General features: G+C 68.6%; 24 protein-coding genes. 18 read left to right on the top strand and 6 right to left on the bottom strand.

Annotated features, from left to right (window positions below):
* Positions 1-122 precede the first annotated feature (122 nt).
* From FB475_RS34040 to FB475_RS34025, 4 genes are all read left to right on the top strand, one after another.
* A complete protein-coding gene (locus FB475_RS34040; RefSeq protein ID WP_141862227.1) occupies positions 123-515 on the top strand; it encodes an MmcQ/YjbR family DNA-binding protein in 393 nt (130 codons plus the stop codon).
* A gap of 157 nt (positions 516-672) precedes the next feature.
* A complete protein-coding gene (locus FB475_RS34035) occupies positions 673-1,014 on the top strand; it encodes an antitoxin (RefSeq protein ID WP_141862225.1) in 342 nt (113 codons plus the stop codon).
* Positions 1,015-2,713: 1,699 nt separating this feature from the next.
* Positions 2,714-4,354 carry a ribonuclease Y gene (rny, locus tag FB475_RS34030; RefSeq protein WP_141862223.1) on the top strand — a complete coding sequence of 547 codons (1,641 nt, stop codon included), beginning with the start codon at positions 2,714-2,716 and terminating at the stop codon, positions 4,352-4,354.
* 3 nt (positions 4,355-4,357) lie between these two features.
* Positions 4,358-4,849 (top strand): GNAT family N-acetyltransferase, encoded by a 492-nt coding sequence (locus FB475_RS34025; protein WP_202878677.1) that lies wholly within the window; start codon positions 4,358-4,360, stop codon positions 4,847-4,849.
* Here FB475_RS34025 and FB475_RS34020 read toward each other — a convergent pair.
* The 4 genes from FB475_RS34020 to FB475_RS34005 all read right to left on the bottom strand — a co-directional run bounded on the left by FB475_RS34020 (position 4,828) and on the right by FB475_RS34005 (position 7,696).
* Complete coding sequence (locus FB475_RS34020; protein ID WP_185759560.1) at positions 4,828-5,130, bottom strand: DUF6458 family protein; 303 nt, start codon at positions 5,128-5,130, stop codon at positions 4,828-4,830. The two genes, FB475_RS34025 and FB475_RS34020, sit on opposite strands and share 22 nt — an antisense overlap.
* A 67-nt stretch (positions 5,131-5,197) precedes the next feature.
* A complete protein-coding gene (locus FB475_RS34015; protein WP_141862221.1) occupies positions 5,198-6,361 on the bottom strand; it encodes an acyl-CoA dehydrogenase family protein in 1,164 nt (387 codons plus the stop codon).
* A gap of 45 nt (positions 6,362-6,406) precedes the next feature.
* Positions 6,407-6,982, bottom strand: a complete 576-nt coding sequence (locus tag FB475_RS34010) for a DUF1707 SHOCT-like domain-containing protein (protein WP_141862219.1) — start codon at positions 6,980-6,982, stop codon at positions 6,407-6,409.
* A 21-nt stretch (positions 6,983-7,003) separates the two neighbouring features.
* A complete protein-coding gene (locus tag FB475_RS34005) occupies positions 7,004-7,696 on the bottom strand; it encodes a type 1 glutamine amidotransferase (RefSeq protein ID WP_141862215.1) in 693 nt (230 codons plus the stop codon).
* An 86-nt stretch (positions 7,697-7,782) separates the two neighbouring features.
* Here FB475_RS34005 and FB475_RS34000 point away from each other — a divergent pair, with 86 nt between their 5' ends.
* From FB475_RS34000 to trxA, 9 genes are all read left to right on the top strand, one after another.
* A complete protein-coding gene (locus FB475_RS34000) occupies positions 7,783-8,616 on the top strand; it encodes an FHA domain-containing protein (RefSeq protein ID WP_141862213.1) in 834 nt (277 codons plus the stop codon).
* A 45-nt stretch (positions 8,617-8,661) separates the two neighbouring features.
* Positions 8,662-9,873: a 1-deoxy-D-xylulose-5-phosphate reductoisomerase gene (gene dxr, locus FB475_RS33995; RefSeq protein ID WP_141862211.1), complete on the top strand. Its 1,212-nt coding sequence runs from the start codon at positions 8,662-8,664 to the stop codon at positions 9,871-9,873.
* Positions 9,870-11,177 (top strand): M50 family metallopeptidase, encoded by a 1,308-nt coding sequence (locus FB475_RS33990; protein ID WP_141862209.1) that lies wholly within the window; start codon positions 9,870-9,872, stop codon positions 11,175-11,177. Before dxr ends, FB475_RS33990 begins: the two co-directional genes overlap by 4 nt.
* A 14-nt stretch (positions 11,178-11,191) precedes the next feature.
* A complete protein-coding gene (gene ispG, locus FB475_RS33985) occupies positions 11,192-12,343 on the top strand; it encodes a flavodoxin-dependent (E)-4-hydroxy-3-methylbut-2-enyl-diphosphate synthase (protein WP_141862207.1) in 1,152 nt (383 codons plus the stop codon).
* A gap of 88 nt (positions 12,344-12,431) precedes the next feature.
* Positions 12,432-12,686 (top strand): DUF2191 domain-containing protein, encoded by a 255-nt coding sequence (locus FB475_RS33980; protein WP_141862205.1) that lies wholly within the window; start codon positions 12,432-12,434, stop codon positions 12,684-12,686.
* Positions 12,686-13,105, top strand: coding sequence for a PIN domain nuclease (locus tag FB475_RS33975; RefSeq protein ID WP_202878676.1), 420 nt, complete (start codon positions 12,686-12,688; stop codon positions 13,103-13,105). The genes FB475_RS33980 and FB475_RS33975 overlap by 1 nt, the downstream gene beginning before the upstream one ends.
* A gap of 2 nt (positions 13,106-13,107) precedes the next feature.
* A complete protein-coding gene (locus FB475_RS33970; RefSeq protein ID WP_141862201.1) occupies positions 13,108-13,656 on the top strand; it encodes a nucleosidase in 549 nt (182 codons plus the stop codon).
* Between the two features lie 50 nt (positions 13,657-13,706).
* The gene (locus FB475_RS33965) at positions 13,707-14,072 is read left to right on the top strand and encodes a MerR family transcriptional regulator (protein ID WP_141862199.1); all 366 of its coding nucleotides are present in this window, start codon (positions 13,707-13,709) and stop codon (positions 14,070-14,072) included.
* Complete coding sequence (gene trxA, locus FB475_RS33960) at positions 14,069-14,404, top strand: thioredoxin (RefSeq protein ID WP_141862196.1); 336 nt, start codon at positions 14,069-14,071, stop codon at positions 14,402-14,404. The genes FB475_RS33965 and trxA overlap by 4 nt, the downstream gene beginning before the upstream one ends.
* On the opposite strand, the gene FB475_RS33955 is transcribed toward trxA, so the two are convergent.
* Together FB475_RS33955 and FB475_RS33950 are read right to left on the bottom strand one after the other, a co-directional pair.
* A complete protein-coding gene (locus tag FB475_RS33955) occupies positions 14,387-14,764 on the bottom strand; it encodes a nuclear transport factor 2 family protein (protein ID WP_141862194.1) in 378 nt (125 codons plus the stop codon). The two genes, trxA and FB475_RS33955, sit on opposite strands and share 18 nt — an antisense overlap.
* A gap of 37 nt (positions 14,765-14,801) precedes the next feature.
* Positions 14,802-15,164 carry a VOC family protein gene (locus FB475_RS33950; protein WP_141862192.1) on the bottom strand — a complete coding sequence of 121 codons (363 nt, stop codon included), beginning with the start codon at positions 15,162-15,164 and terminating at the stop codon, positions 14,802-14,804.
* A gap of 49 nt (positions 15,165-15,213) precedes the next feature.
* Here FB475_RS33950 and FB475_RS33945 point away from each other — a divergent pair, with 49 nt between their 5' ends.
* From FB475_RS33945 to FB475_RS33925, 5 genes are read left to right on the top strand one after another with little or no spacing between them, the layout of a single operon-like run.
* Positions 15,214-15,378 (top strand): ribbon-helix-helix domain-containing protein, encoded by a 165-nt coding sequence (locus tag FB475_RS33945; protein WP_141862190.1) that lies wholly within the window; start codon positions 15,214-15,216, stop codon positions 15,376-15,378.
* Entirely contained in the window at positions 15,375-16,007 is a 633-nt protein-coding gene (locus FB475_RS33940) for a VOC family protein (protein WP_141862188.1), read from the top strand. Before FB475_RS33945 ends, FB475_RS33940 begins: the two co-directional genes overlap by 4 nt.
* A 49-nt stretch (positions 16,008-16,056) precedes the next feature.
* Positions 16,057-17,313, top strand: a complete 1,257-nt coding sequence (locus FB475_RS33935) for an MFS transporter (RefSeq protein ID WP_185759559.1) — start codon at positions 16,057-16,059, stop codon at positions 17,311-17,313.
* 49 nt (positions 17,314-17,362) lie between these two features.
* Positions 17,363-18,187 (top strand): GNAT family N-acetyltransferase, encoded by an 825-nt coding sequence (locus FB475_RS33930; RefSeq protein ID WP_141862184.1) that lies wholly within the window; start codon positions 17,363-17,365, stop codon positions 18,185-18,187.
* Positions 18,188-18,241: 54 nt separating this feature from the next.
* Entirely contained in the window at positions 18,242-19,336 is a 1,095-nt protein-coding gene (locus FB475_RS33925) for a M14 family zinc carboxypeptidase (RefSeq protein WP_141862182.1), read from the top strand.
* Positions 19,337-19,343 lie beyond the last annotated feature (7 nt).

The raw sequence follows: 19,343 nt of genomic DNA, 5'->3' as shown, positions 1-19,343 counted from the left end.
GCGATCGGCGGGCGCCGACTTGCTGCCCTCTCCGACAGTCGCGCCTGCACGCAGCGGGGTAGCACCCTGGGCGCCCGACTCGAGCGCCCTTGGTTCTCGAGGAGTGGGGGTAGCTTGAGGGGATGGTGAGTTTGGGGGATGTGGAGCGGGTGGTGGCGGGGTTGCCGGGGACCGAGGAGGTGGCTCGGCATGGGGCGCGGACGTGGGCGGTTGGGGGGAAGGCTTATGCGTGGGTTCGGCCGTTCAGTAAGGCGGATTTGAAGCGGTTCGGGGATGAGGCGCCGCCGGAGGGACCAATTTTGGCGTTGGCGGTGGAGGATCTGGCGGAGAAGGAGGCTGTGCTCGCGGCGCGGGCGGGGGATGGGTTTTTCACGATTCCGCATTTCAACGGGTATGCCGCCGTACTCGTGCAGTTGGACAAGGTGTCCGAGGGCGTGTTGATGGAGGCGTTGCTCGACGCTTGGTTGGTTCATGCGCCTGCCGCGGTCGCGAAGGCGCACTTGGAGGGGAGGTAGCGCTACGGAGAGTCATCGGTTTGCGCGGGTTGGGTGCGGCGAGGGGCGTTGACGGGTGGGGCGTGACGGTGTGTTATCCGAGGTAGGGCCGGTATTTGGGCTGGTCCGTAGGCTGGGATTTTTCCGTCGATCCGCCCCAGACACCGCGGAGGGTGCAATGAACGATTTCCAGGAACAGGCGAAGAACTGGCTCCGGAATGTCGTCAAGCAGAACCCGGACAAGATCAAGGCCGGCGTCGAGAAGGCAGGCGACCTGATCGACAAGCAGACCGGCGGGAAGTACGCGGAGAAGGTCGACGCGGTCCAGCAGAAGGTCGGTACGTTCGTCGACAAGCAGACCTCCGAGGAGACCCCCGCGGCGGAGTCCGCCGAGCCGGCCGGATCCACCGGCGCCAGCGCGTCCAGCGGCACACAGAACCCCTCCACGAGCCCGGATCCGACCGGCCCGAGCACCACCGGACCGAGCGCCGCCGGTACCAGCGCTGACGACCAGCGCTGACGGAACCAGCGCCACCGCCACCAGCGCTGAGACCAGCTTGACCGGGACCAGCGCTGGCGGCCGGCGAGCGGGATCAGCGCTCGCCCCGAGCGCCACTGGATAGAGCGCCGGCAGTACGAGCGCCGGCAGTACGAGCGCTGACGACCAGCGCCGACGAGCGGCATCAGCGCTCGGCCTGAGCGCCACCGGGTACCGGCGCTACGACCAGCGCTGACGGGACTAGCGCTCGGACCGAGTGCCGCCGCCACCAGCGCGGACGACCAGCTCGCGCGAGACCAGCGCTGGCGAGCGGCATCAGCGCTCGGCCCGAGCGCCACTGGATCGAGCGCGACCCGTACGAGCGCGACCCGTACGAGCGCGACCCGTACGAGCGTCGGCAGTACCAGCGTCGGCAGTACGAGCGCTGACGGGACCAGTTCGCGGACCGAGCCTTGAGCGGAGCGCCGCCGCGACCGGCGGTGGCGACCTGCGGTGACGGCACCTGCGGTCGGACGGTGCGCCACCGGACCGGCCGTCACCACGAGCGCATGACCAGCGCTGACGGGATCAGCGCTCGGATCGAGCGCCGCCGCACCGAGCGTCCACCGGACGGGCGCTGGTTGGGCGGGCGCGGAGGGCAGCCGTGTTGACCGGACCGGCGTTGGCTCGGCGCGCGTGGGGCTGGGCGGGCGCGGAGGGCGGACGCGTTGGCTGGGGCAGGCGGGGAGGGCGGTCGCATTGGCTGGACAGGCTGGGCTGGGCGGACGGTGAGGGCAGCCTTTTCGACCGGGACGGGCGTTGGCCGGACGTGCGCTGACGGCGACCGCGTTGACCGCGTGGGCGTCGTGGGCGGGTGGTGAGCGGGGTCGGCGGTGGGGCGGCGGCGAGGCGGCCGTGTTGACCGGGCGGTGTCGGCTGGGCGGGTGGGGACGGCAGCTGTGTTGACAGGGCCGGGTGTTGGCTCGGCGGGCGCGGAGGGCGGCTGTGTTGAGCGGTCGGTGCTCGCCGGGTTGGCTGGGCGGGCGGTGAGGGCAACCGTGCTGACCGGGCGGGCCCGGAGGCGTTGGTGGGCGGGTGGGGAGCGGTGGCCTTGGCTGGCGCGGGGCGCGAAGGGCGACTGCCTGACGGGCGGGCGCGGGCTGGGCGCGAGGAGTTCCGGCGCGGTGCTGGATGTGCGCTGGCTCCGCGCGGGTGAGCGGGGGCTGCCGTGGAGGCCCGGGGTCTGAGGGACGGGTGGGTGCTGGTTGGGGAGTGGACCAGGGTGGGGAGTGGTATCGGTGGGGGTGTGGGTGAGTGTCCGTTCTTGACCGGGTGAGGGGGCGCGCTTAGCCTCGGCAGCAGGAAGGGATGAATCCATCGATTTGGTGGCGGACATACGGGTGGCGGGCCGGTGAGACGGCCGGCTGGACTGAACGCAAACACGCTCTACCGAGCTGGAGGAAGGGCGACGGCGCCGCGAGCGCCGTCGAATAGAAAAGGAGCCGCGCGCAGCGCACTGCGGGCGGATCCAGCGTGATCGCCGAGGATTTCAGCGGCGACGCACAGTGAGCAAGTAAGCGCGTCAGCGGACGGGGGTCCGCGGGTCGCGCATACCCCGAATCGTGAAGGCGGTTCGGTCACTCAGGCACAGTCGCACCCCCAGTTCGCCGTACCGTCTCCGGATTCCCCTTCGACCGATGGCCACAGTCCCGCGTGGACTCGAAGGAGAGGGGAGACGCCGATGACCGCGATGTACGTTGGCCTGACCCTGATCGGATTGCTGATCGCCGGACTGCTGGCCTGGATCGGCCTCACCCTCTCCCGCCGGAAGGCTCTCGACACCGCCACCGCACATCACGAGGTCGAGGCCGCGGCGGAGCTGGTACGCCGGCAGGCCGAGGAGGATGCCGCCGTACTGCGGGTCCGGGCCGAGGCGGCCGAGCGGCGCGCCGAGGAGATTCGCCGGATCGCGGAGGACCGGGCCTCGGAGGTACGGCGGGACGCGGAGCAGCGGGCGTCCGACGTACGGCGGGAGGCCGAGGCGGAGGCGCAGTCGATCCGGGACGACCTGCGCGAGCAGCGCCTGGAGATGGAGCGCCGCGACCACCGGCTGACCGAACGCGAGGAGCGGCTCGACGAGCAGCACCGCGCGATCGAGGAGCGCCAGCTCGAGCTGACCGCTCAGCTCGCCGAGCTGGAGCAGCGCAAGCAGCAGATCAAGGACCTGGAGGACGAGCGCCGCCGGATCCTCGAAGGGGTCGCGAACCTCACCACCGAGCAGGCGAAGGCCGAGCTGGTCGCGGCGATCGAGGACGAGGCGAAGCGGCACGCGCACGCGACCGTTCGCGAGATCGAGCGGCAGGCGCTCGACGAGGGCGAGACGAAGGCCCGCAAGATCATCACCGGTGCGGTGCAGCGGCTCGCGTCGGAGCAGACGAGCGAGTCGGTCGTCTCGGTGGTGCATCTGCCGAGTGACGACATGAAGGGCCGGATCATCGGGCGCGAGGGGCGCAACATCCGGTCGTTCGAGCAGACCACCGGCGTGAACCTGATCATCGACGACACCCCGGAAGCCGTGCTGCTGTCGTGCTTCGATCCGGTACGGCGGGAGACCGCGCGGCTGACGCTGGACTCGCTGGTACTCGACGGGCGGATCCACCCGAGCCGGATCGAGGAGATCTACGAGCGCTCGAAGGGCGAGGTCGCCGAGCTGTGCGAGCGCGCGGCCGAGGACGCGATGGCCGACGTCGGCATCACCGATCTGCATCCGGAGCTGATCCGGACGATGGGCCTGCTGCGGTACCGGACGTCGTACGGGCAGAACGTCCTCAAGCACCTCGTCGAGTCCGCGCACATCGCCGGGATGATGGCGGCCGAGCTCGGTCTGGATCCGAAGCTGTGCAAGCGCGGCGCGTTCCTGCACGACATCGGGAAGGCGCTGACGCACGAGTCCGAGGGCAGTCATGCGATCGTCGGCGCCGAGCTGGCGCGGAAGTACGGCGAGAACGACGATGTCGTGCACTGCATCGAGGCGCATCACAACGAGGTCGAGGTACGTACCGTCGAGGCGGTGCTGACCCAGGCCGCGGACGCCGTCAGCGGCGGTCGGCCGGGCGCGCGGCGGGAGTCGCTGGAGGCGTACGTGCAGCGCCTCGAGCGGCTCGAGGAGATCGCGATGCACCACGACGGCGTCGAGAAGGTGTTCGCGATGCAGGCCGGTCGCGAGATCCGCGTGATGGTGCTGCCGGACGCGGTCGACGACATCGCGGCACAGGTGATGGCGCGCGACATCGCGAAGCAGGTCGAGGAAGAGCTCACGTATCCGGGTCAGATCCGCGTCACGGTCGTACGGGAGTCGCGGGCCACCGAGGTCGCGAAGTAGCGCGTGGAGATCAGGACAGCCACGTCCGACGACTTCGAGCGGATGATCGCGGAGTTGGCGGATCAGCCGGCTGCGCAGTACCACGTTCGTGATCGTTGGGCTGTCCAACAGCGGGACGAAGGTCTGCTGCTGGTCGCGTTGGAGCGTGACGAGTTTGTTGGGCGGACCATGGTGTTGCGGAGTTCGAAGTACGACGAGGTGCGCGCGGCGCACGATCCGGTCGAGATCAACGCGCTGCATGCGTTCGTCCGAGGCAAGGGCATCGGTACGGCGCTGATCCGGGCGGCGGAGGCGGTCGCGGTCGACTGGGGGCGGGCCGCGATCGGGATGGGGGTCGAGCCCGACAACGTGCAGGCGCGCAGACTGTACGAACGGCTCGGGTACGTGCTGTGGTCCGGGCCGCGCGTCATCGACCGCTGGACCGAGCAAGCGGCCGACGGGACGGTGGTCCGCAGTCACGCGGACGAGTGCGACTACCTCTTCAAGCGCCTGTAGCCCGGGCGGTGCCGCCGCGGGGTGACGTCGATCGGTTCGTCGGCGATGCGTTCGTGCGCCGGCGAGGTGCGGTACTGTCGCTCGACCTCGGGGTCGATGACCTTCGTGTCGGCGCGCCGGCGCTGGTTCGTCAACCGGTACGACAGCCAGATCCCGGCGGCGCCGGCGAGCATGATGATGATTCCGAGCGCCGTCAGGTTGACGGCGCTCCAGCTGTCACGGACCGCGAAGGCGAGGACGGCGCCCACCACGATGAGTGTGATTCCGGGGCCGATCCGCATGATGCTCCCTCCTGGGTACGAAAGTGGTTGCTCACTCCCCGTGCCCAGGATGTACGGATCGTATTCGTCAGCGGAACGCCGACTGGCCGGTCAGGGCCTGGCCGATGACGAGTTGGTGGACCTCCGAGGTGCCCTCGTAGGTCAGCACCGATTCGAGGTTGTTGGCGTGCCGCATGATCGGGTACTCGCCGCTGATGCCGTTCGCGGCCAGGATGGTCCGGCACTCCCGGGCGATCGCGATCGCCTCGCGGACGTTGTTGAGCTTGCCGACCGACACCTGCTCGGGCCGTAGCGCGCCCTTCTCCTTCAGCCGGCCGAGGTGGACGGCCAGCAGGATGCCCTTGTTGAGTTCGACGGCCATGTCCGCGATCTTTGCCTGCGTCAACTGGTACGCCGTCAGCGGTTTGTCGAACACGATCCGCTCGCCGGCGTACACGATCGCTGTCTCGAGGCAGTCCCGGGCCGCGCCCATCGCTCCGAAGATGATGCCGAACCGGGCCTCGTTCAGGCAGCCGAGTGGGCCGGACAGGCCGCGCGCCTCGGGGAGCATCGCGGAGGCGGGCAACCGTACGTCCTCCAGTACGAGCTCTGAGGTGACCGACGCGCGGAGCGACATCTTGTTCTTGATCTCGGGGGCGGAGAAACCGGGTGTCGAGGTCGGTACGACGAAGCCGCGGACGCCGTCGTCGGTCCGCGCCCAGACCACCGCTACATCGGCGACGGAGCCGTTGGTGATCCACATCTTGTTGCCGTTGAGGATCCAGTCGTCACCGTCTCGGCGGGCGTTGGTGCGCATCCCGGCCGGGTTCGAGCCGAAGTCGGGCTCGGTCAGGCCGAAGCAGCCGATCGCCTCGCCGGCAGACATCCGGGGGAGCCACTCGTTCTTCTGGTCGTCGCTGCCGTACTTCCAGATCGCGTACATCGCCAGCGAGCCCTGCACGGAGACGAGCGAGCGCATCCCGGAGTCGGCCGCCTCGATCTCCAGACAGGCCAGCCCGTACGCGACCGGCCCGAGACCCGCGCATCCGTACCCGCTCAGGTGCATCCCCAGAAACCCGAGCGCGCCCAGTTCCTTGGCCAGCTCCCGCGCCGGAATCGAAGCCGCCTCGAACCACTCCGGCAGGCTCGGCCGCAACCGCTCATCAGCAAACCGCCGCGCCGCGGCCCGCACATCAACCTCCTCGGAACTCAACAAGGAGTCGACGTCCACAAGATCCAGCGAAGCACCCATGCGCTCACGCTAGCCGTTGCAGCGCTGCCGAGGCTGTGCAGCAGCTCACTTGCGGTACCAGGGCCACCACCAGTGGCGTTTGCGGGGGTGGCGGACTATGACGCTGGCGTGGTGGGCCCGGCCGGTTACGTGGAGGCGGACTCCGCCGGGGCGGGGGGCTACGGCCTTGTTCTTGGCGCTGCTGTGGTTGGCCTCCACCTGGTCGATGTCGACGCTCCAGCCCTCCGGGATGACCATCACCACCGAGCTGTGGATGGCCTGGGCGTCGACGTGGATGTCGGACCAGTGAACGACGGCGTCGGTGAAGTCGAGCTTGACCGAGGAGTGCTCCGCGATCGCGGTCAACCGTTCCGGCACCACCCAGGCGCCCTCGCGCTTCTGTGCACTGTGCCGAGCCCGCAGCGTGAGCTCCTGGGAGCTGCCGTGCGCGACGGGCACCAGGTCGGCCGTCGCGTTGCGGAGCTCCAGTTGAGTCTTGGCGGAGTAGATCCGGGTGAGTCGCTCGTCGAGTTCCTCGAAGTCCAGCCGCCCGTCGGTGTGCGCTTCCTGGACCACGGCGGCGGCACGCTCACGGTCGTTGTCGGATGCCCGGTGCCCGGGCGGCGGCTGCTCCAGACTCATGAACCCAAAGGTAGCGCCGCATCAGCCGACGAGGGCGAGGAAACGTCCCACCACCGTCGACCAGGTCTTGTCGAGCTCGACGGCGTACTGTTCCGCATCGGCCACTACCCGCGAAGGGTCGAAGCCCAGCGAACGCAACCGCTCCGGATTCCACTGCCGTACCCGTGCAGCCGAGACCTCCGGATGGAACTGCACGCCCCAGCTCTGCCCGATCCGCAGCATCTGGACGGGGCAGCGCTCGCTCGACATCAGCAGCACGGCATCGGAAGGCAGCCGCGTGATCTGGTCCTGATGACTCTCGACTGCCCGGACCACCGGCGGAAGCCCCGCAAGCAGTACGTCGTCCGCGGCCGCCGGCAGCAATGTCAGCGAGGTCACACCCTTCTCCGGCAGCCCGTACTTTCCCCGTACCTCGCCACCGAACGTATGCGCGAGCAACTGCCCACCAAGACAGATCCCGAGCACAGGCACCCGCCCGTGCGCGTCACGCAATAGTGCACGCTCAGCCGGCAGCCACGGCGATCGCTCGTCCTCGTCCGGCAGCATCCCTCCGCCGAGCAGCACCAGCGCCGCATGCGGGTCGACACGAGAGGGTACGGGCTCGCCGTCCCAAGCCCGAACGACGACCGGGGAGAGTGATCGCGCGTCCAGCCACTCCAGCAGCCGCCCCGGGCCGCTCTCGCGGTCGTTCTCGATGATCAGCACAGAACTCACGCCGCAACGGTACGGGCACCGGTGACACGCTGCGGACCGGCGTACCGGAGTCGTGATTGTTGGATACTGAAGCACTGGGGGTGCCGATGGAGCCTGTCAGTGGATTCGTGCGCGCCGTTGTCGGAGATGTGGCGTTCATCTTCGGCAAGGGCATGGTGGCCGCGTACCTGCTCGCTCGCCGCAACGGGTTGCCGCGGCCGCAGCTCGACCTGCTCGTCCGCTCGCACGGTCAGTACGTACCGCTCTCCGTCCCGACCGGCACCGTGCCCGCGGTCGGCCGGCTCGTCGGCCTGGACGAGATCCGTCCGGCGCCGATGATCACCGTCGAGTTCACCCCGGGCGACACCGGGGCTGAGGCGCATCTCACAGCGAACAACCCGGTGTTGATCACGATCACCGACGTGAGCCACCGCGAGTACGACGCGGTCGTACTCACCACCTCGCTGGGCGCAGCGGCGTACGCGCAGCTGCCTCCGGGGTACTACCACGTGTCCGCGGTGGTCATAGACGAGTACGGCGACCTCCTGCAGGGGTACGGCGCCCAGCACAACCTGCACGTGGACAAGGGCGACGACTTGATCGTCTCGCTGTCCATCCGGACCGCGGGCGTATCGGAGATCGCCGCGGCGCTGGAGACCGGCCCACAGCCCGCGCTGGTCGGTGTTGACGGTGACGTCGCACCGCTGCTGGACCTGGTCCGGATCGGTCGCGCCCCGGACTGTGACCTGATTCTCGACCGTCAGGAGATCAGCCGGCATCATGCGGAGTTCCTGCGCATCGACGCGACCAGCTACGAGCTCCGGGACCTGGGCTCCACCAACGGGACCCGGGTGAACGGCGAACCGATCCGGACCGCACCGGTCGGCCACGGCGACGAGATCCGGCTCGGGGCGCTGCCCTTCCGCCTACTGCTCGCCTGACCCGGTCGAAAACCTGGAACATCGAAAACCTGGAACAATGGCGCCGTGAACCCGCGCAGCGTCGTCATCCTCGGCTCGACCGGCTCGATCGGTACCACGGCGCTCGAGCTGATCGGCCGCAACCGGGACCGCTTCCGGGTGCTCGCGCTGTCCGCCGGCGGTGCCAACGTCGCGCTGCTCGCGGAGCAGGCGCTCGAGTTCGGTGTCGAGGTCGTGGCGGTGTCGAAGGCCACGGTCGCGCAGGACCTGCAGTTGGCGTTCTACGCCGAGGCGCAGCGGAAGGGCTACGCGCAGGGCGAGTTCCGGATCCCGAAGATCCTCACCGGGCCGGACGCGGCGAGCGAGCTCGCGGCGATGAAGTGTGACGTAGTACTCAATGGCATCAACGGATCGGTCGGTCTGCACGCGACCCTGGCGGCGCTCGACGCGGGGAACACACTCGCGCTCGCCAACAAGGAGTCGCTGGTGATCGGCGGCCCGATCGTCACCCGGCTTGCCAAGCCCGGCCAGATCGTCGCGGTCGACTCCGAGCACAGCGCGATCGCGCAGTGCCTGCGCGGCGGTTCGCCGGACGAGGTCCGGAAGCTGCTGCTGACCGCGAGCGGTGGCCCGTTCCTCGGCAGGCCGCGCAGCGAGCTGGCGAACGTCACGGTCGAGCAGGCCCTCGACCACCCGAACTTCGCCATGGGCCCGGTGGTCACGATCAACTCGGCCACACTGGTCAACAAGGGCCTGGAGCTGATCGAGGCGCACCTGCTGTTCGGCATCCCGATGGACCGGATCGACGTGGTCATCCACCGGCAGCAGGCGATCCACTCGATGGTCGAGTTCACCGACGGCGCGACGATCGCGCAGGTCGGCGTACCGACGATGACGGTGCCGATCGGCCTCGCGCTCGGCTGGCCCGACCGGATAGCGGACGCGTCGCCGCCGTGGAACTTCGCCGAGGCGAGCACCTGGACCTTCCAGCCGGTCGACCACGCCGAGTTTCCGGCGGTGCAGCTGGCCCGCGAGGCCGGTACTCGCGGCGGCACCGCGCCGGCCGTGTTCAACGCGGCGAACGAGGTCTGCGTCCAGGCGTTCCGGGACGGCCGGCTGCCGTTCACCGCGATCGTCGACACGGTGGGCCGGGTCGTGACCGATCACGACGTACCCTCGTATGAGGAACTGTCCGTCGACGACGTGCTCGCCGCGGACGCGTGGGCCCGGGACCGGGCTCGCGAGATCACGGGCGTACAGGAGATCCACCAGGCATGAGCGTGCTTCTCTCCATCCTCGGCATCGTGCTGTTCGTGCTCGGGGTGCTGATCTCGGTGGCGCTGCACGAGATGGGCCACATGATCCCGGCGAAGGCGTTCGGGATGAAGGTGACGCAGTTCTTCGTCGGCTTCGGGCGGACCGTCTGGTCGTTCAAGCGCGGTGAGACCGAGTACGGCATCAAGTCGATCCCGGCCGGTGGTTTCGTCCGGATCATCGGGATGATGCCGCCCGCCAAGGGGCAGGACCCGAGCAAGGTTCGCAAGGCCAACACCGGCCCGATCCAGTCGCTGGTCGAGAACGCGCGGACCGCGGAGTACGAGACGATCGCGCCGGAGGACAACGGCCGGCTCTTCTACCAGAAGGTGTGGTGGAAGAAGCTGATCGTGATGGCGTCCGGGCCGCTGGTCAACGTACTGATCGCGGCGGTGCTGTTCACCGGTCTGTTCACGCTGTACGGCGACCGCGTGCCGCAGACCACCATCTCCACGGTCACCGACTGCGTGATCCCGGCGAACCAGGCGACCCCGGACCGGAAGTGCCAGGACGGCGACAAGGTCTCGCCGGCCAAGCAGGCCGGATTCCAGGTCGGGGACAAGATCGTCTCGTTCAACGGCACCGCGATCACCAGCTGGGACCAGCTCACTCCGCTGATCCGGGCGAACACCGACAAGGCCGCCACGATCGTTGTCGAGCGCAACGGCCAGCAGCTCACCCTGCACACCAACACGATCGTCAACCAGGTGCTGGACACACCGGGGTCGGACAAGTACGTGTCGGTCGGGTTCCTCGGCGTCTCCCCGGTGAACAAGCTCGAGCGGCAGAGCGTCGGGTACGCGCTCGACAAGATGGGCAACTACACGGTGGCCACCGTGCAGGCCCTCGGCCGGTTCCCGGAGAAGCTCGTCGGCGTCGCGAAGTCGATCGTCGGCGGCAAGCGGGACGCGGACAGCCCGATGAGCGTCGTCGGCGCCAGCCGGGTGGCGGGAGAGATCGCCGCCAGCAACCTCGACGTCGGCGCGAAGGCCGCGACGCTCGTCCTGCTGCTCGCCTCGCTGAACCTGTTCCTTGCCCTGTTCAACTTCATCCCGCTGCTGCCGCTGGACGGCGGGCACATGATCGGCGCGATCTGGGAAGGCATCCGGCGCGGCCTGGCCAAGTTGTTCGGCCGGCCGGACCCCGGGTACGTCGACGTGGCCAAGCTGCTGCCGATCGCGTACGTCGCGGCCAGTGTGATCGTGGTGATGGGCGTGCTGCTCGTCATCGCCGACATCGTGAACCCCATCAAACTCTTCAACGGCTAACGGTTAAAGGACACATGAGCATCAACCTGGGCATGCCCGCACTGCCGCCCCCCACCCTCGCCCCGCGCCGCAAGACCCGCCAGATCAAGGTCGGCAGCGTGCTGGTCGGCGGTGACGCGCCGGTGTCGGTGCAGTCGATGACGACCACGCCGACGAACGACGTCAACAAGACGCTGCAGCAGATCGCCGAACTGACCGCGGCGGGCTGCGACATCGTCCGGGTCGCCTGCCCGCGGCAGGAGGACGCCGACGCGCTGCCGGAGATCGCGAAGCACTCGCAGATCCCGGTGATCGCCGACATCCACTTCCAGCCGTCGTACGTGTTCGCCGCGATCGAGGCCGGGTGCGCCGCGGTCCGGGTGAACCCGGGCAACATCCGCAAGTTCGACGACCAGGTCAAGGAGATCGCGCAGGCCGCGAAGGACCACGGTACGTCGCTGCGGATCGGCGTCAACGCCGGTTCGCTGGACAAGCGGCTGCTGGAGAAGTACGGCAAGGCGACGCCGGAGGCGCTGGTCGAGTCGGCGGTCTGGGAGGCCTCGCTGTTCGAGGAGCACGACTTCCACGACTTCAAGATCTCGGTCAAGCACAACGACCCGGTCGTGATGGTGCAGGCGTACGAGATGCTCGCCGAGCGCGGCGACTGGCCGCTGCACCTCGGCGTGACCGAGGCCGGGCCGGCGTTCCAGGGCACGATCAAGTCCGCGGTCGCGTTCGGCGCGCTGCTGTCGCGCGGGATCGGCGACACGATCCGGGTCTCGCTGTCCGCGCCGCCGGTCGAGGAGGTCAAGGTCGGTCTGCAGATCCTGCAGTCGCTGAACCTGCGGGAGCGCAAGCTCGAGATCGTCTCCTGCCCGTCCTGCGGGCGCGCCCAGGTCGACGTCTACACGCTCGCGGAGCAGGTCACCGCCGGCCTCGAGGGCATGGAGGTCCCGCTCCGGGTCGCCGTCATGGGCTGCGTCGTCAACGGCCCCGGCGAGGCTCGCGAGGCCGACCTCGGCGTCGCCTCCGGCAACGGCAAGGGCCAGATCTTCGTCAAGGGCGAGGTGATCAAGGTCGTCCCCGAGTCCGCCATCGTCGAAACCCTGATCGAAGAAGCCATGCGCATCGCCGAACAGATGGAAACCACCGGCGAATCCGGCGAACCCACCGTCAGCGTCAGCTGATTTGCACCACTACAGGCTGGTAATTGGTGCCTTGCGGCCGCCCGCATATGCACCAACTTGAAGCTCGATTTGGTGTACGCTTTCTGTCATGACGCGCATCTCGGTCGACGTGAACGACGAGTGGCTCGAGGCTGCCCGCGCGGAGCTCGGTACCGACAGCAAGGTAGAGACGATCAATGCCGCGCTGCACGAACTGGCCCGGCGGAAACGTGCCAAGGACCTTATCGCCACGCTCGACGAGGTCGAGTTGGATGTGAGCGGCTCGGACGCGGCTTGGAGGTACGGCGGCGGGCGTGATCTCAGCCGACTGGAGGCCGATGCGCGGGAAGAGCGCAGCGCGTGATGGCTGGAGCCGCCTACCTGGCGGACACTTCGGTCTTCGTGCTGCGTGGCCGCGACATCAACGTCAAGCATCGGTTCGACAGTTTGCTCGTCGAAGGCCGGCTGGCCTTCTGCCAGATGACCCTGCTCGAGTGCCTCAACAATGCTCCCGACCCGAAGACCTACGAACGGCTGTGGTCCGATCTCCAGGGGCAGCGATGGGCGGACGTGAGCACCGAGGCCATGGACCGGGCCCTGAATGTCCATCGGTTGCTGGCGAAGAAAAGCCAGCATCGGCAGTTTCGGCTTCCTGACCTCATCATCGCTGCGACCGCCGAACTGGCAGGGCTGACGGTTCTGCACTACGACGACGACTACGACCGGATCGCGAAGGTCACCGGGCAGCCGGTGGAGTGGGTCATGCCGAAGGGAACGCTCTGACGATGACCGAGTACCTGGTTGTCAGTGCGGTTGCCGGTGAGGCTCGGTATGTGCCGGCGGGGATGCCGGTGGTGGTGACTGGGGTGGGGAAGACGGCGGCGGCTGTTGCGGTTGGTCGGGCGTTGGGGGAGCGGGATACTGCGGATCTGGTGGTTCTGAATGTGGGGACCACGGGGGCGTTGCGGGACGGGTTGTCGGGGTTGTTCTTGCCGAGCACGGTGATCAACCATGACGTGAACGCGGAGGCCGTGCGCGCGATCGGGTTGGATCCGCAGGACGAGTTGGCGATCGAGGGTGGGGACGGGACGGTGCTCGCGTCGGGGGATGTGTTCGTGACCGATCCGGTGGTTCGGGCGCGGTTGGCGGAGCGGGCGGATCTGGTGGATATGGAGGCGTACGGCGTGGTCTATGCGTGCCGCGCGTACGGCGTACCGGTGCGCGTGGTGAAGCACGTGTCGGATTCCGCGGATGAGGCGGCGCTCGACTGGCCGGCGCTTGTCGATGCCAGCGCGAAGGTGCTGGGGGAGTGGGTCACCGAGTACACCCGCTGAACTTGACCTTTACCCTGGGGGCAAGGTTTAGCGTCGGGGTAGGAGGTCGGATGCGGATCAGTGATCTGGCGGCTGCGGCGGGCGTGACCGTGAAGGCCGTGCGGTACTACGAGGCGCAAGGGCTGCTCAAACCGCGGCGCGAAGCCAACGGGTACCGGGCGTACGAAGCGGACGACGTGGTCGTGGTGCGTGAGGTGAAGGCGCTGCTGAGCCTCGGGCTGACCGCGGAGCAGACGTACCCGTTCATCGAGTGTCTGCGGGCCGGCAATGCGCGCGCGGACGTCTGCCCGGCGTCGTTGACGGCGTACCGGACGCGGATCGAGGAGGTGGACCGGCGGATCGCCGAGCTCACCGACCTGCGGGCGCGGCTGACCGACCTCCTGTCCGATGCCGAGAGCTGGAGGAAGAACACATGACCGACCTGCGCAGCGTTGACCAGACCACGTTCAGGGACCAGGTACTGCGGTCCGACAAGCCCGTACTGGTGGACTTCTGGGCGCAGTGGTGCCCACCGTGCCACCAGATCGCGCCGGTCCTCGCGCAGATCGCCGCCGAACGCGCGGACCAGCTGACCGTGGTGAAGCTCAACTCCGACGAGAACCCCACCATCGCGGCGAACTACCGGGTGATGGCGCTGCCCACACTCGCGCTCTTCCATCGTGGCGAGCTGATCTGGTCGGTGGTCGGCGCCCGCCCGAAGCACAAGCTGCTCAAGGAGCTCGACGACGCGCTACTGACCGCCGTCTAACGCCGTCTGCTGGTGGAAGGCGACCAGCCACTCGCCGGAGGCGTTCGTCCAGACGGTGCTCGCGTACGACGGCGCCCGCACTTCGTTGCCGTCGACAAGCACCGTGACGTCGACGTGGTACGTGACGACCGCGGTGTGCTCGTCGACGACGATCATCCGCTCGCCGGTGCGCTCGGTCCTCAGGTACGGGTTGTGGTTGGCGGTGATGCCGGGGACCGCGGTCGCCTTGTCGATCACCCCGAACCGGCTCACCGCGATCGCGTCGTCCCGCAAGTACTTCTGATAGAACGCCCCGTCCCCTTCCCGGTTCGCCTTCCACAGCAGCTCCTCGAGCTCCGAAAGCTCCTCGTGCACAGACATAGCAACACTGTGCCGACGCCCTAGGACAACCGGGGTCCTAGTTGAACTTGTAGATCTCCACCAGTACGCCGTGCGGCCCCGCGACGTACGCGGACGTCGTCCCCCAGTCGGTCTCGACCGGCTCCAGCACGATCTTCCCGCCGCGCCCCCGGATCGCCTCGATGTCGGCCCGTACGTCGTCGCTGCTGAACTGCAGCAGCGTGCCGCCGAGCGGCTCGAACTCGGTCATCGCCCCGGTGTGCAACGCGATCGTCATTGCCCCCGCGGCGACCTCGGCATATCCCTCGCCGGCGTCGCCCGAGACCTCCAGGCCGAGGACGCCGGAGAAGAAGTCGGCGATGTCCTGGTTCTTGGTGCGGCTGTCGGTCAGCAGACCCAGGTGGTCGAACCGGATGCCCATGCCAGCTCCTTGTTGACTAGTAGGTTTCTAGGATGCTAGCAATATAGCTATGGTGGACGAGGGCGGCAAGAAGGTGCAGTTCAACGTTTATCTGCCGGTCGGGTTGGTGCGGCGGGTGAAGCACAAGGCGATCGACGACGGGGCGAGTTTGTCGGCGTTGGTGGAGCAGGCGTTGGTGGAGTATCTCGAGACTCATGGGGAGGCCAGGGGATGAGTGGCGTGGTGGTCAGGCCGTTGCGGTTCACCGATGACGTGGACGCGATGCGCGCGTTCCTGGAGGCGCTCGGGTTGCGGTCGCGGATCGAGTCCGAGCGCGGTGGCTGGGTGGACATGGTGACCGGCAACGGGATGGTCGCGTTGCACGACGCGGCGTCCAGTTCGACCGGTGGCAAGGCGGGGCAGACCACTCTGTCCTTCGAGGCGGACACGATCGACGACCTGGTCGAGCCCCTCGAGCAGGCCGGGTTCGGCGACGCGACGGTGTTCGACGAGGCGTACGGGCGGGTGCTGTCGGTGACCGCGCCGGACGGCGTCGTGATCTGGATCGACGAGCGCACCGAGGACCTCTACGGTTACAAGCTGCACACCGCGAACCCCGACGAGCGCTGGTCCGTCACGCCGTACCTGGCCGGCGCGGACGAGCCCGCCTGGCAACGGTTCCTCACCGCTCTGGGCGTCACTCCGACCGTCCGGTTCGGCTCGGGCGCCGAGTTCGCCGTACGTCTCGACCTCACCACCACCGAGGACCTCGACGACGTCCAGACCCGCGTCCCGGGCACTCGCATCGACGGCGGGCTGGAGCTCACCGATCCCGACGGTCAGCTTGTCCTGGTGCACGGATGATCCCGCGCGACTTGACCTCGACCGCACCTGAGGTTGCAGGATGCACGGCATGACGACGGGGGCGCCTCAGCGGCTGCGGGACGACGCGGACTTCCGGCGGTACTGGCTCGCACGGGCGCTCTCGATCACCGGCTCGATGGTGACGGCGATCGCGCTGCCGGTCCTGGTGTACCGCCTCAGCGGGTCGACCGTGCTGACCGCCGTGGTGACCGCGCTCGAGTCGGCACCGTACCTTCTCGCCGGACTCTTCGCGGGCGCGCTCGCGGATCGCTGGAACCGCCGCCGCACGATGGTGACCGCGGACTGCGTGAACGCCGTACTCGTCGGATCCGTGCCGCTCGCGCACCTGCTCGGCGTACTGACCGTCGCCCAGGTGCTCGTGGTGGCGTTCACCGTGCAAGCCGTCTACACGTTCTTCGACGGCGCGAACTTCGGCGCGTTGCCGGTTCTGGTCGGCCGTGCCCGCGTCGCGCAGGCGAACTCGGCGGTCTGGACGGCGTCGAGCCTGATCGAGCTGTTCGTCCCGCCGCTGACGGGCCTGATGCTCGGCGTCCTCGATCCGGCCAGCCTGCTCACGCTCGACGCGCTGAGCTTCGCGGCATCCGCGTTCGCGGTCCGCGGGATCGTCCGAGCCATGTCGGAGCCCCGCGACGGACAGCCGCCGCTCCGCCCTCGGGTGGTGCTGAACGACATCGCCGATGGTCTGCGGTACCTGGTCCGGCACGCCGGCGTCCGGACGATGACGATCATAGGCAGCATCCAGTCTTTCGCGGGCGGCGGTTTCATGGCGCTGATCGTGGTGTGGTGCGACCGCGTCCTGCACATCGGTACGTCGGGACTCCGGTTCGGGCTGGTCTGGGGAGTCTGGGGGATCGGCGGGCTGATCGCCGCGCTCAGCCTGCCGCGGTTGCTGAAGCGGATGCCGCCCGCGGCGATCACGCTCTACGCGCTGCCGATGTCCGCCCTGCTCGGGGTGCTCGCTCCGTTGTCGCCGCACTGGATCGTCGCGGCGCTGGCGCTGCTCGTCTGGGGCTCGGCGTACGTGCTGGTGATCGTGAACGCCGTGTCCTACCGGCAGCAGGTCACCCCGGAGCACCTGCTCGGCCGGGTGAACACGGCCGGCCGGATGCTGTCCTGGGGCGTCGGCTGGACGCTCGGATCGGTCCTCGGCGGACTGCTCGGCAACGCCTTCGGCCCGCGGACCGGGATGGTGCTGATGGGACTGTGTGGCTGCGTCGGCGTGGTCGTCGCCTGGACCTCGCCGCTGCGCCGGATCGCCGCCGGTCACGAACCACAGGTGGCCTGACGCGGCCCCGTTGCATACGGGACGGCCGAACATCGGCTAGGTTCTGCGCGTGGGAGTACGGGTTCTCGGTCCTCGTGACCTCGCGGCGGCGCGCGCGGTCATTGCCCGCGATCCGGTGGTGAACGTGTTCGTGGACAGCCTGGTGCAGGCGTCCGGACTCGACCCGCGACGTGGTGCGGAGGTCTGGGGGTACGTCGAGAAGGGCGCCCTCGAGGCACTGTGCCACGCCGGCGGCAACATGGTCCCGGTCGGTGCCGACGACGCGGCGCTCCGGGCGTTCGCGGCGTACGCGATGCGCCGCGGACGGAACTGCTTCCAGATCCTCGGCCAGGCACGCGCGGTCGATCAGCTGTGGCAGATCCTCGAGCCGCACTGGGGCCCGGCCCGCGAGGTGCGCGACGACCAGCCGTTCATGGTCATCGAGGGCCCGCCGGCGATCGCCCCGGATCCGCTGGTCCGCGCGGTGGAGCCGGTCGAGCTGCCGATCCTGTACCCGGCCTGCGTCGCGATGTACACCGAGGAGGTCGGCGTACCGCCGCAGACCGGCCCGGACGGGACCTTCTACCGGTCCCGCGTGGCCGAGCTGATCCGGGCCGGGCGGGCGTTCGCGCGGATCGAGGACGGCCGGGTCGTGTTCAAGGCCGAGGTCGGCTCGGTCGGCACCGGCGTCTGCCAGATCCAGGGCGTCTGGGTCGATCCGGAGTACCGCGGCCGCGGCCTGGCCGCTCCGGGGATGGCTGCCGTGGTGGAGTTGGCGCGGGAGATCGCGCCCGTCGTCACGCTCTACGTGAACGCCTTCAACCTTCCGGCGCGGGCGGCGTACGAGCGGGTCGGGTTCCGGACGATCGAGACGTTCGCGACGATTCTGTTCTGATACCGCTCTGATACTGGGCACTCCGTGTAACGGCAGTAGGACAGGCTCGTCTGCGTGCGAACCCTCGTCGTTCTGCTCTGGAGCTCAGCGCTCCTGCTGATCTCGTCGGCCACTTCCTGGTCGGCGACCTCGGTGACGTACTACGGCGGCTATCACACGACCGCGGGGCACGAGCAGCACAATGCGGCGGTCGCCGCGGCGCACCCGGAGCTGGTGAAGCTGTACGACATCGGCGACTCCTGGAAGAAGGCCCAAGGACAGGGCGGCCACGACATCCAGGCCCTGTGCATCACCAAGCTGACGCCCGGCGACTGTGCGTTGAACAGCACCGGCAAGAAGCCCAAGTTCGTCCTGCACGCGCAGATCCATGCGCGCGAGATCGTCACCGGCGAGATCGCGTACCGGTGGATCGACCTGCTCGTCTCGTCGTACGGCGTTGACCCCGAGATCACCGCGCTGCTGAACACCCGCGAACTCTGGGTGGTGCCGATCGCGAACCCGGACGGAGTGGACGTGGTCGCCTCGAACCCGGCACAGCCCTTGCTGCAACGGAAGAACGTCGACGACAGCGCGGGCGGATGCGCGTTCGGGTACGCCGGGGTCGACCTCAATCGCAACTCGTCCTTCCAATGGAACCCAGATGAGGGCGGTCCCTGTACGGAGATGTACCCGGGCGCAAAGCCCGCGTCCGAACCGGAGACCGTGGCGATCCAGGGCTTGCTGGACACGATCTTCCCCGACACGAAGGGCGCCGTGGACGAGCCGGCGGCTCGGAGCACGACGGGTGTCTTCCTGACCCTGCACAGCTATGGCGACGACATCCTGGCCCCCTGGGGATATACCCGCACGGCCGCGCCGGACCGGGCGGCGTTGGTGGCCCTAGGCAACAAGATGGGCGCTGTGACGGGTTATCCGGTCTCGACCGGGGACGGCGGGATCGGGTACTTCACGCCCGGCTCGACGACCGACTGGCTGTACGGAACCCGCGGCGTGCCGTCGTACACCTTCGAGATCGGGCCGCGCGCTGGGTGGTGCAGCGGATTCCAGCCGGCCTACTCGTGCGTCTCCTCGACGTTCTGGCCGTTGCTGAAGCCGGCGCTGGTTTATGCCGCGCAGGCCGCGGCGGCGCCGTACGGGCGGTTACCCTGAGGACCGT

Source organism: Kribbella jejuensis (assembly GCF_006715085.1).
Lineage (GTDB): Bacteria > Actinomycetota > Actinomycetes > Propionibacteriales > Kribbellaceae > Kribbella > Kribbella jejuensis.
This window is presented reverse-complemented; position numbering and strand designations above follow the sequence as displayed.

Excerpts from the sequence above, each read along its gene's own strand:
- FB475_RS34000 (WP_141862213.1), top strand. The coding sequence starts at position 7,783 with ATGGAGCCTGTCAGTGGATTCGTGCGCGCCGTTGTCGGAGATGTGGCG.
- FB475_RS33950 (WP_141862192.1), bottom strand. The coding sequence starts at position 15,164 with ATGGGCATCCGGTTCGACCACCTGGGTCTGCTGACCGACAGCCGCACC.
- FB475_RS34040 (WP_141862227.1), top strand. The coding sequence starts at position 123 with ATGGTGAGTTTGGGGGATGTGGAGCGGGTGGTGGCGGGGTTGCCGGGG.
- FB475_RS33940 (WP_141862188.1), top strand. The coding sequence starts at position 15,375 with ATGAGTGGCGTGGTGGTCAGGCCGTTGCGGTTCACCGATGACGTGGAC.
- trxA (WP_141862196.1), top strand. The coding sequence starts at position 14,069 with ATGACCGACCTGCGCAGCGTTGACCAGACCACGTTCAGGGACCAGGTA.
- FB475_RS33970 (WP_141862201.1), top strand. The coding sequence starts at position 13,108 with ATGACCGAGTACCTGGTTGTCAGTGCGGTTGCCGGTGAGGCTCGGTAT.
- ispG (WP_141862207.1), top strand. The coding sequence starts at position 11,192 with ATGAGCATCAACCTGGGCATGCCCGCACTGCCGCCCCCCACCCTCGCC.
- rny (WP_141862223.1), top strand. The coding sequence starts at position 2,714 with ATGACCGCGATGTACGTTGGCCTGACCCTGATCGGATTGCTGATCGCC.
- FB475_RS33980 (WP_141862205.1), top strand. The coding sequence starts at position 12,432 with ATGACGCGCATCTCGGTCGACGTGAACGACGAGTGGCTCGAGGCTGCC.
- FB475_RS34010 (WP_141862219.1), bottom strand. The coding sequence starts at position 6,982 with ATGAGTCTGGAGCAGCCGCCGCCCGGGCACCGGGCATCCGACAACGAC.
- FB475_RS33990 (WP_141862209.1), top strand. The coding sequence starts at position 9,870 with ATGAGCGTGCTTCTCTCCATCCTCGGCATCGTGCTGTTCGTGCTCGGG.
- FB475_RS33975 (WP_202878676.1), top strand. The coding sequence starts at position 12,686 with ATGGCTGGAGCCGCCTACCTGGCGGACACTTCGGTCTTCGTGCTGCGT.
- FB475_RS34015 (WP_141862221.1), bottom strand. The coding sequence starts at position 6,361 with ATGGGTGCTTCGCTGGATCTTGTGGACGTCGACTCCTTGTTGAGTTCC.
- FB475_RS33955 (WP_141862194.1), bottom strand. The coding sequence starts at position 14,764 with ATGTCTGTGCACGAGGAGCTTTCGGAGCTCGAGGAGCTGCTGTGGAAG.
- FB475_RS33945 (WP_141862190.1), top strand. The coding sequence starts at position 15,214 with ATGGTGGACGAGGGCGGCAAGAAGGTGCAGTTCAACGTTTATCTGCCG.
- FB475_RS33965 (WP_141862199.1), top strand. The coding sequence starts at position 13,707 with ATGCGGATCAGTGATCTGGCGGCTGCGGCGGGCGTGACCGTGAAGGCC.
- FB475_RS34035 (WP_141862225.1), top strand. The coding sequence starts at position 673 with ATGAACGATTTCCAGGAACAGGCGAAGAACTGGCTCCGGAATGTCGTC.
- FB475_RS34020 (WP_185759560.1), bottom strand. The coding sequence starts at position 5,130 with ATGCGGATCGGCCCCGGAATCACACTCATCGTGGTGGGCGCCGTCCTC.
- FB475_RS33935 (WP_185759559.1), top strand. The coding sequence starts at position 16,057 with ATGACGACGGGGGCGCCTCAGCGGCTGCGGGACGACGCGGACTTCCGG.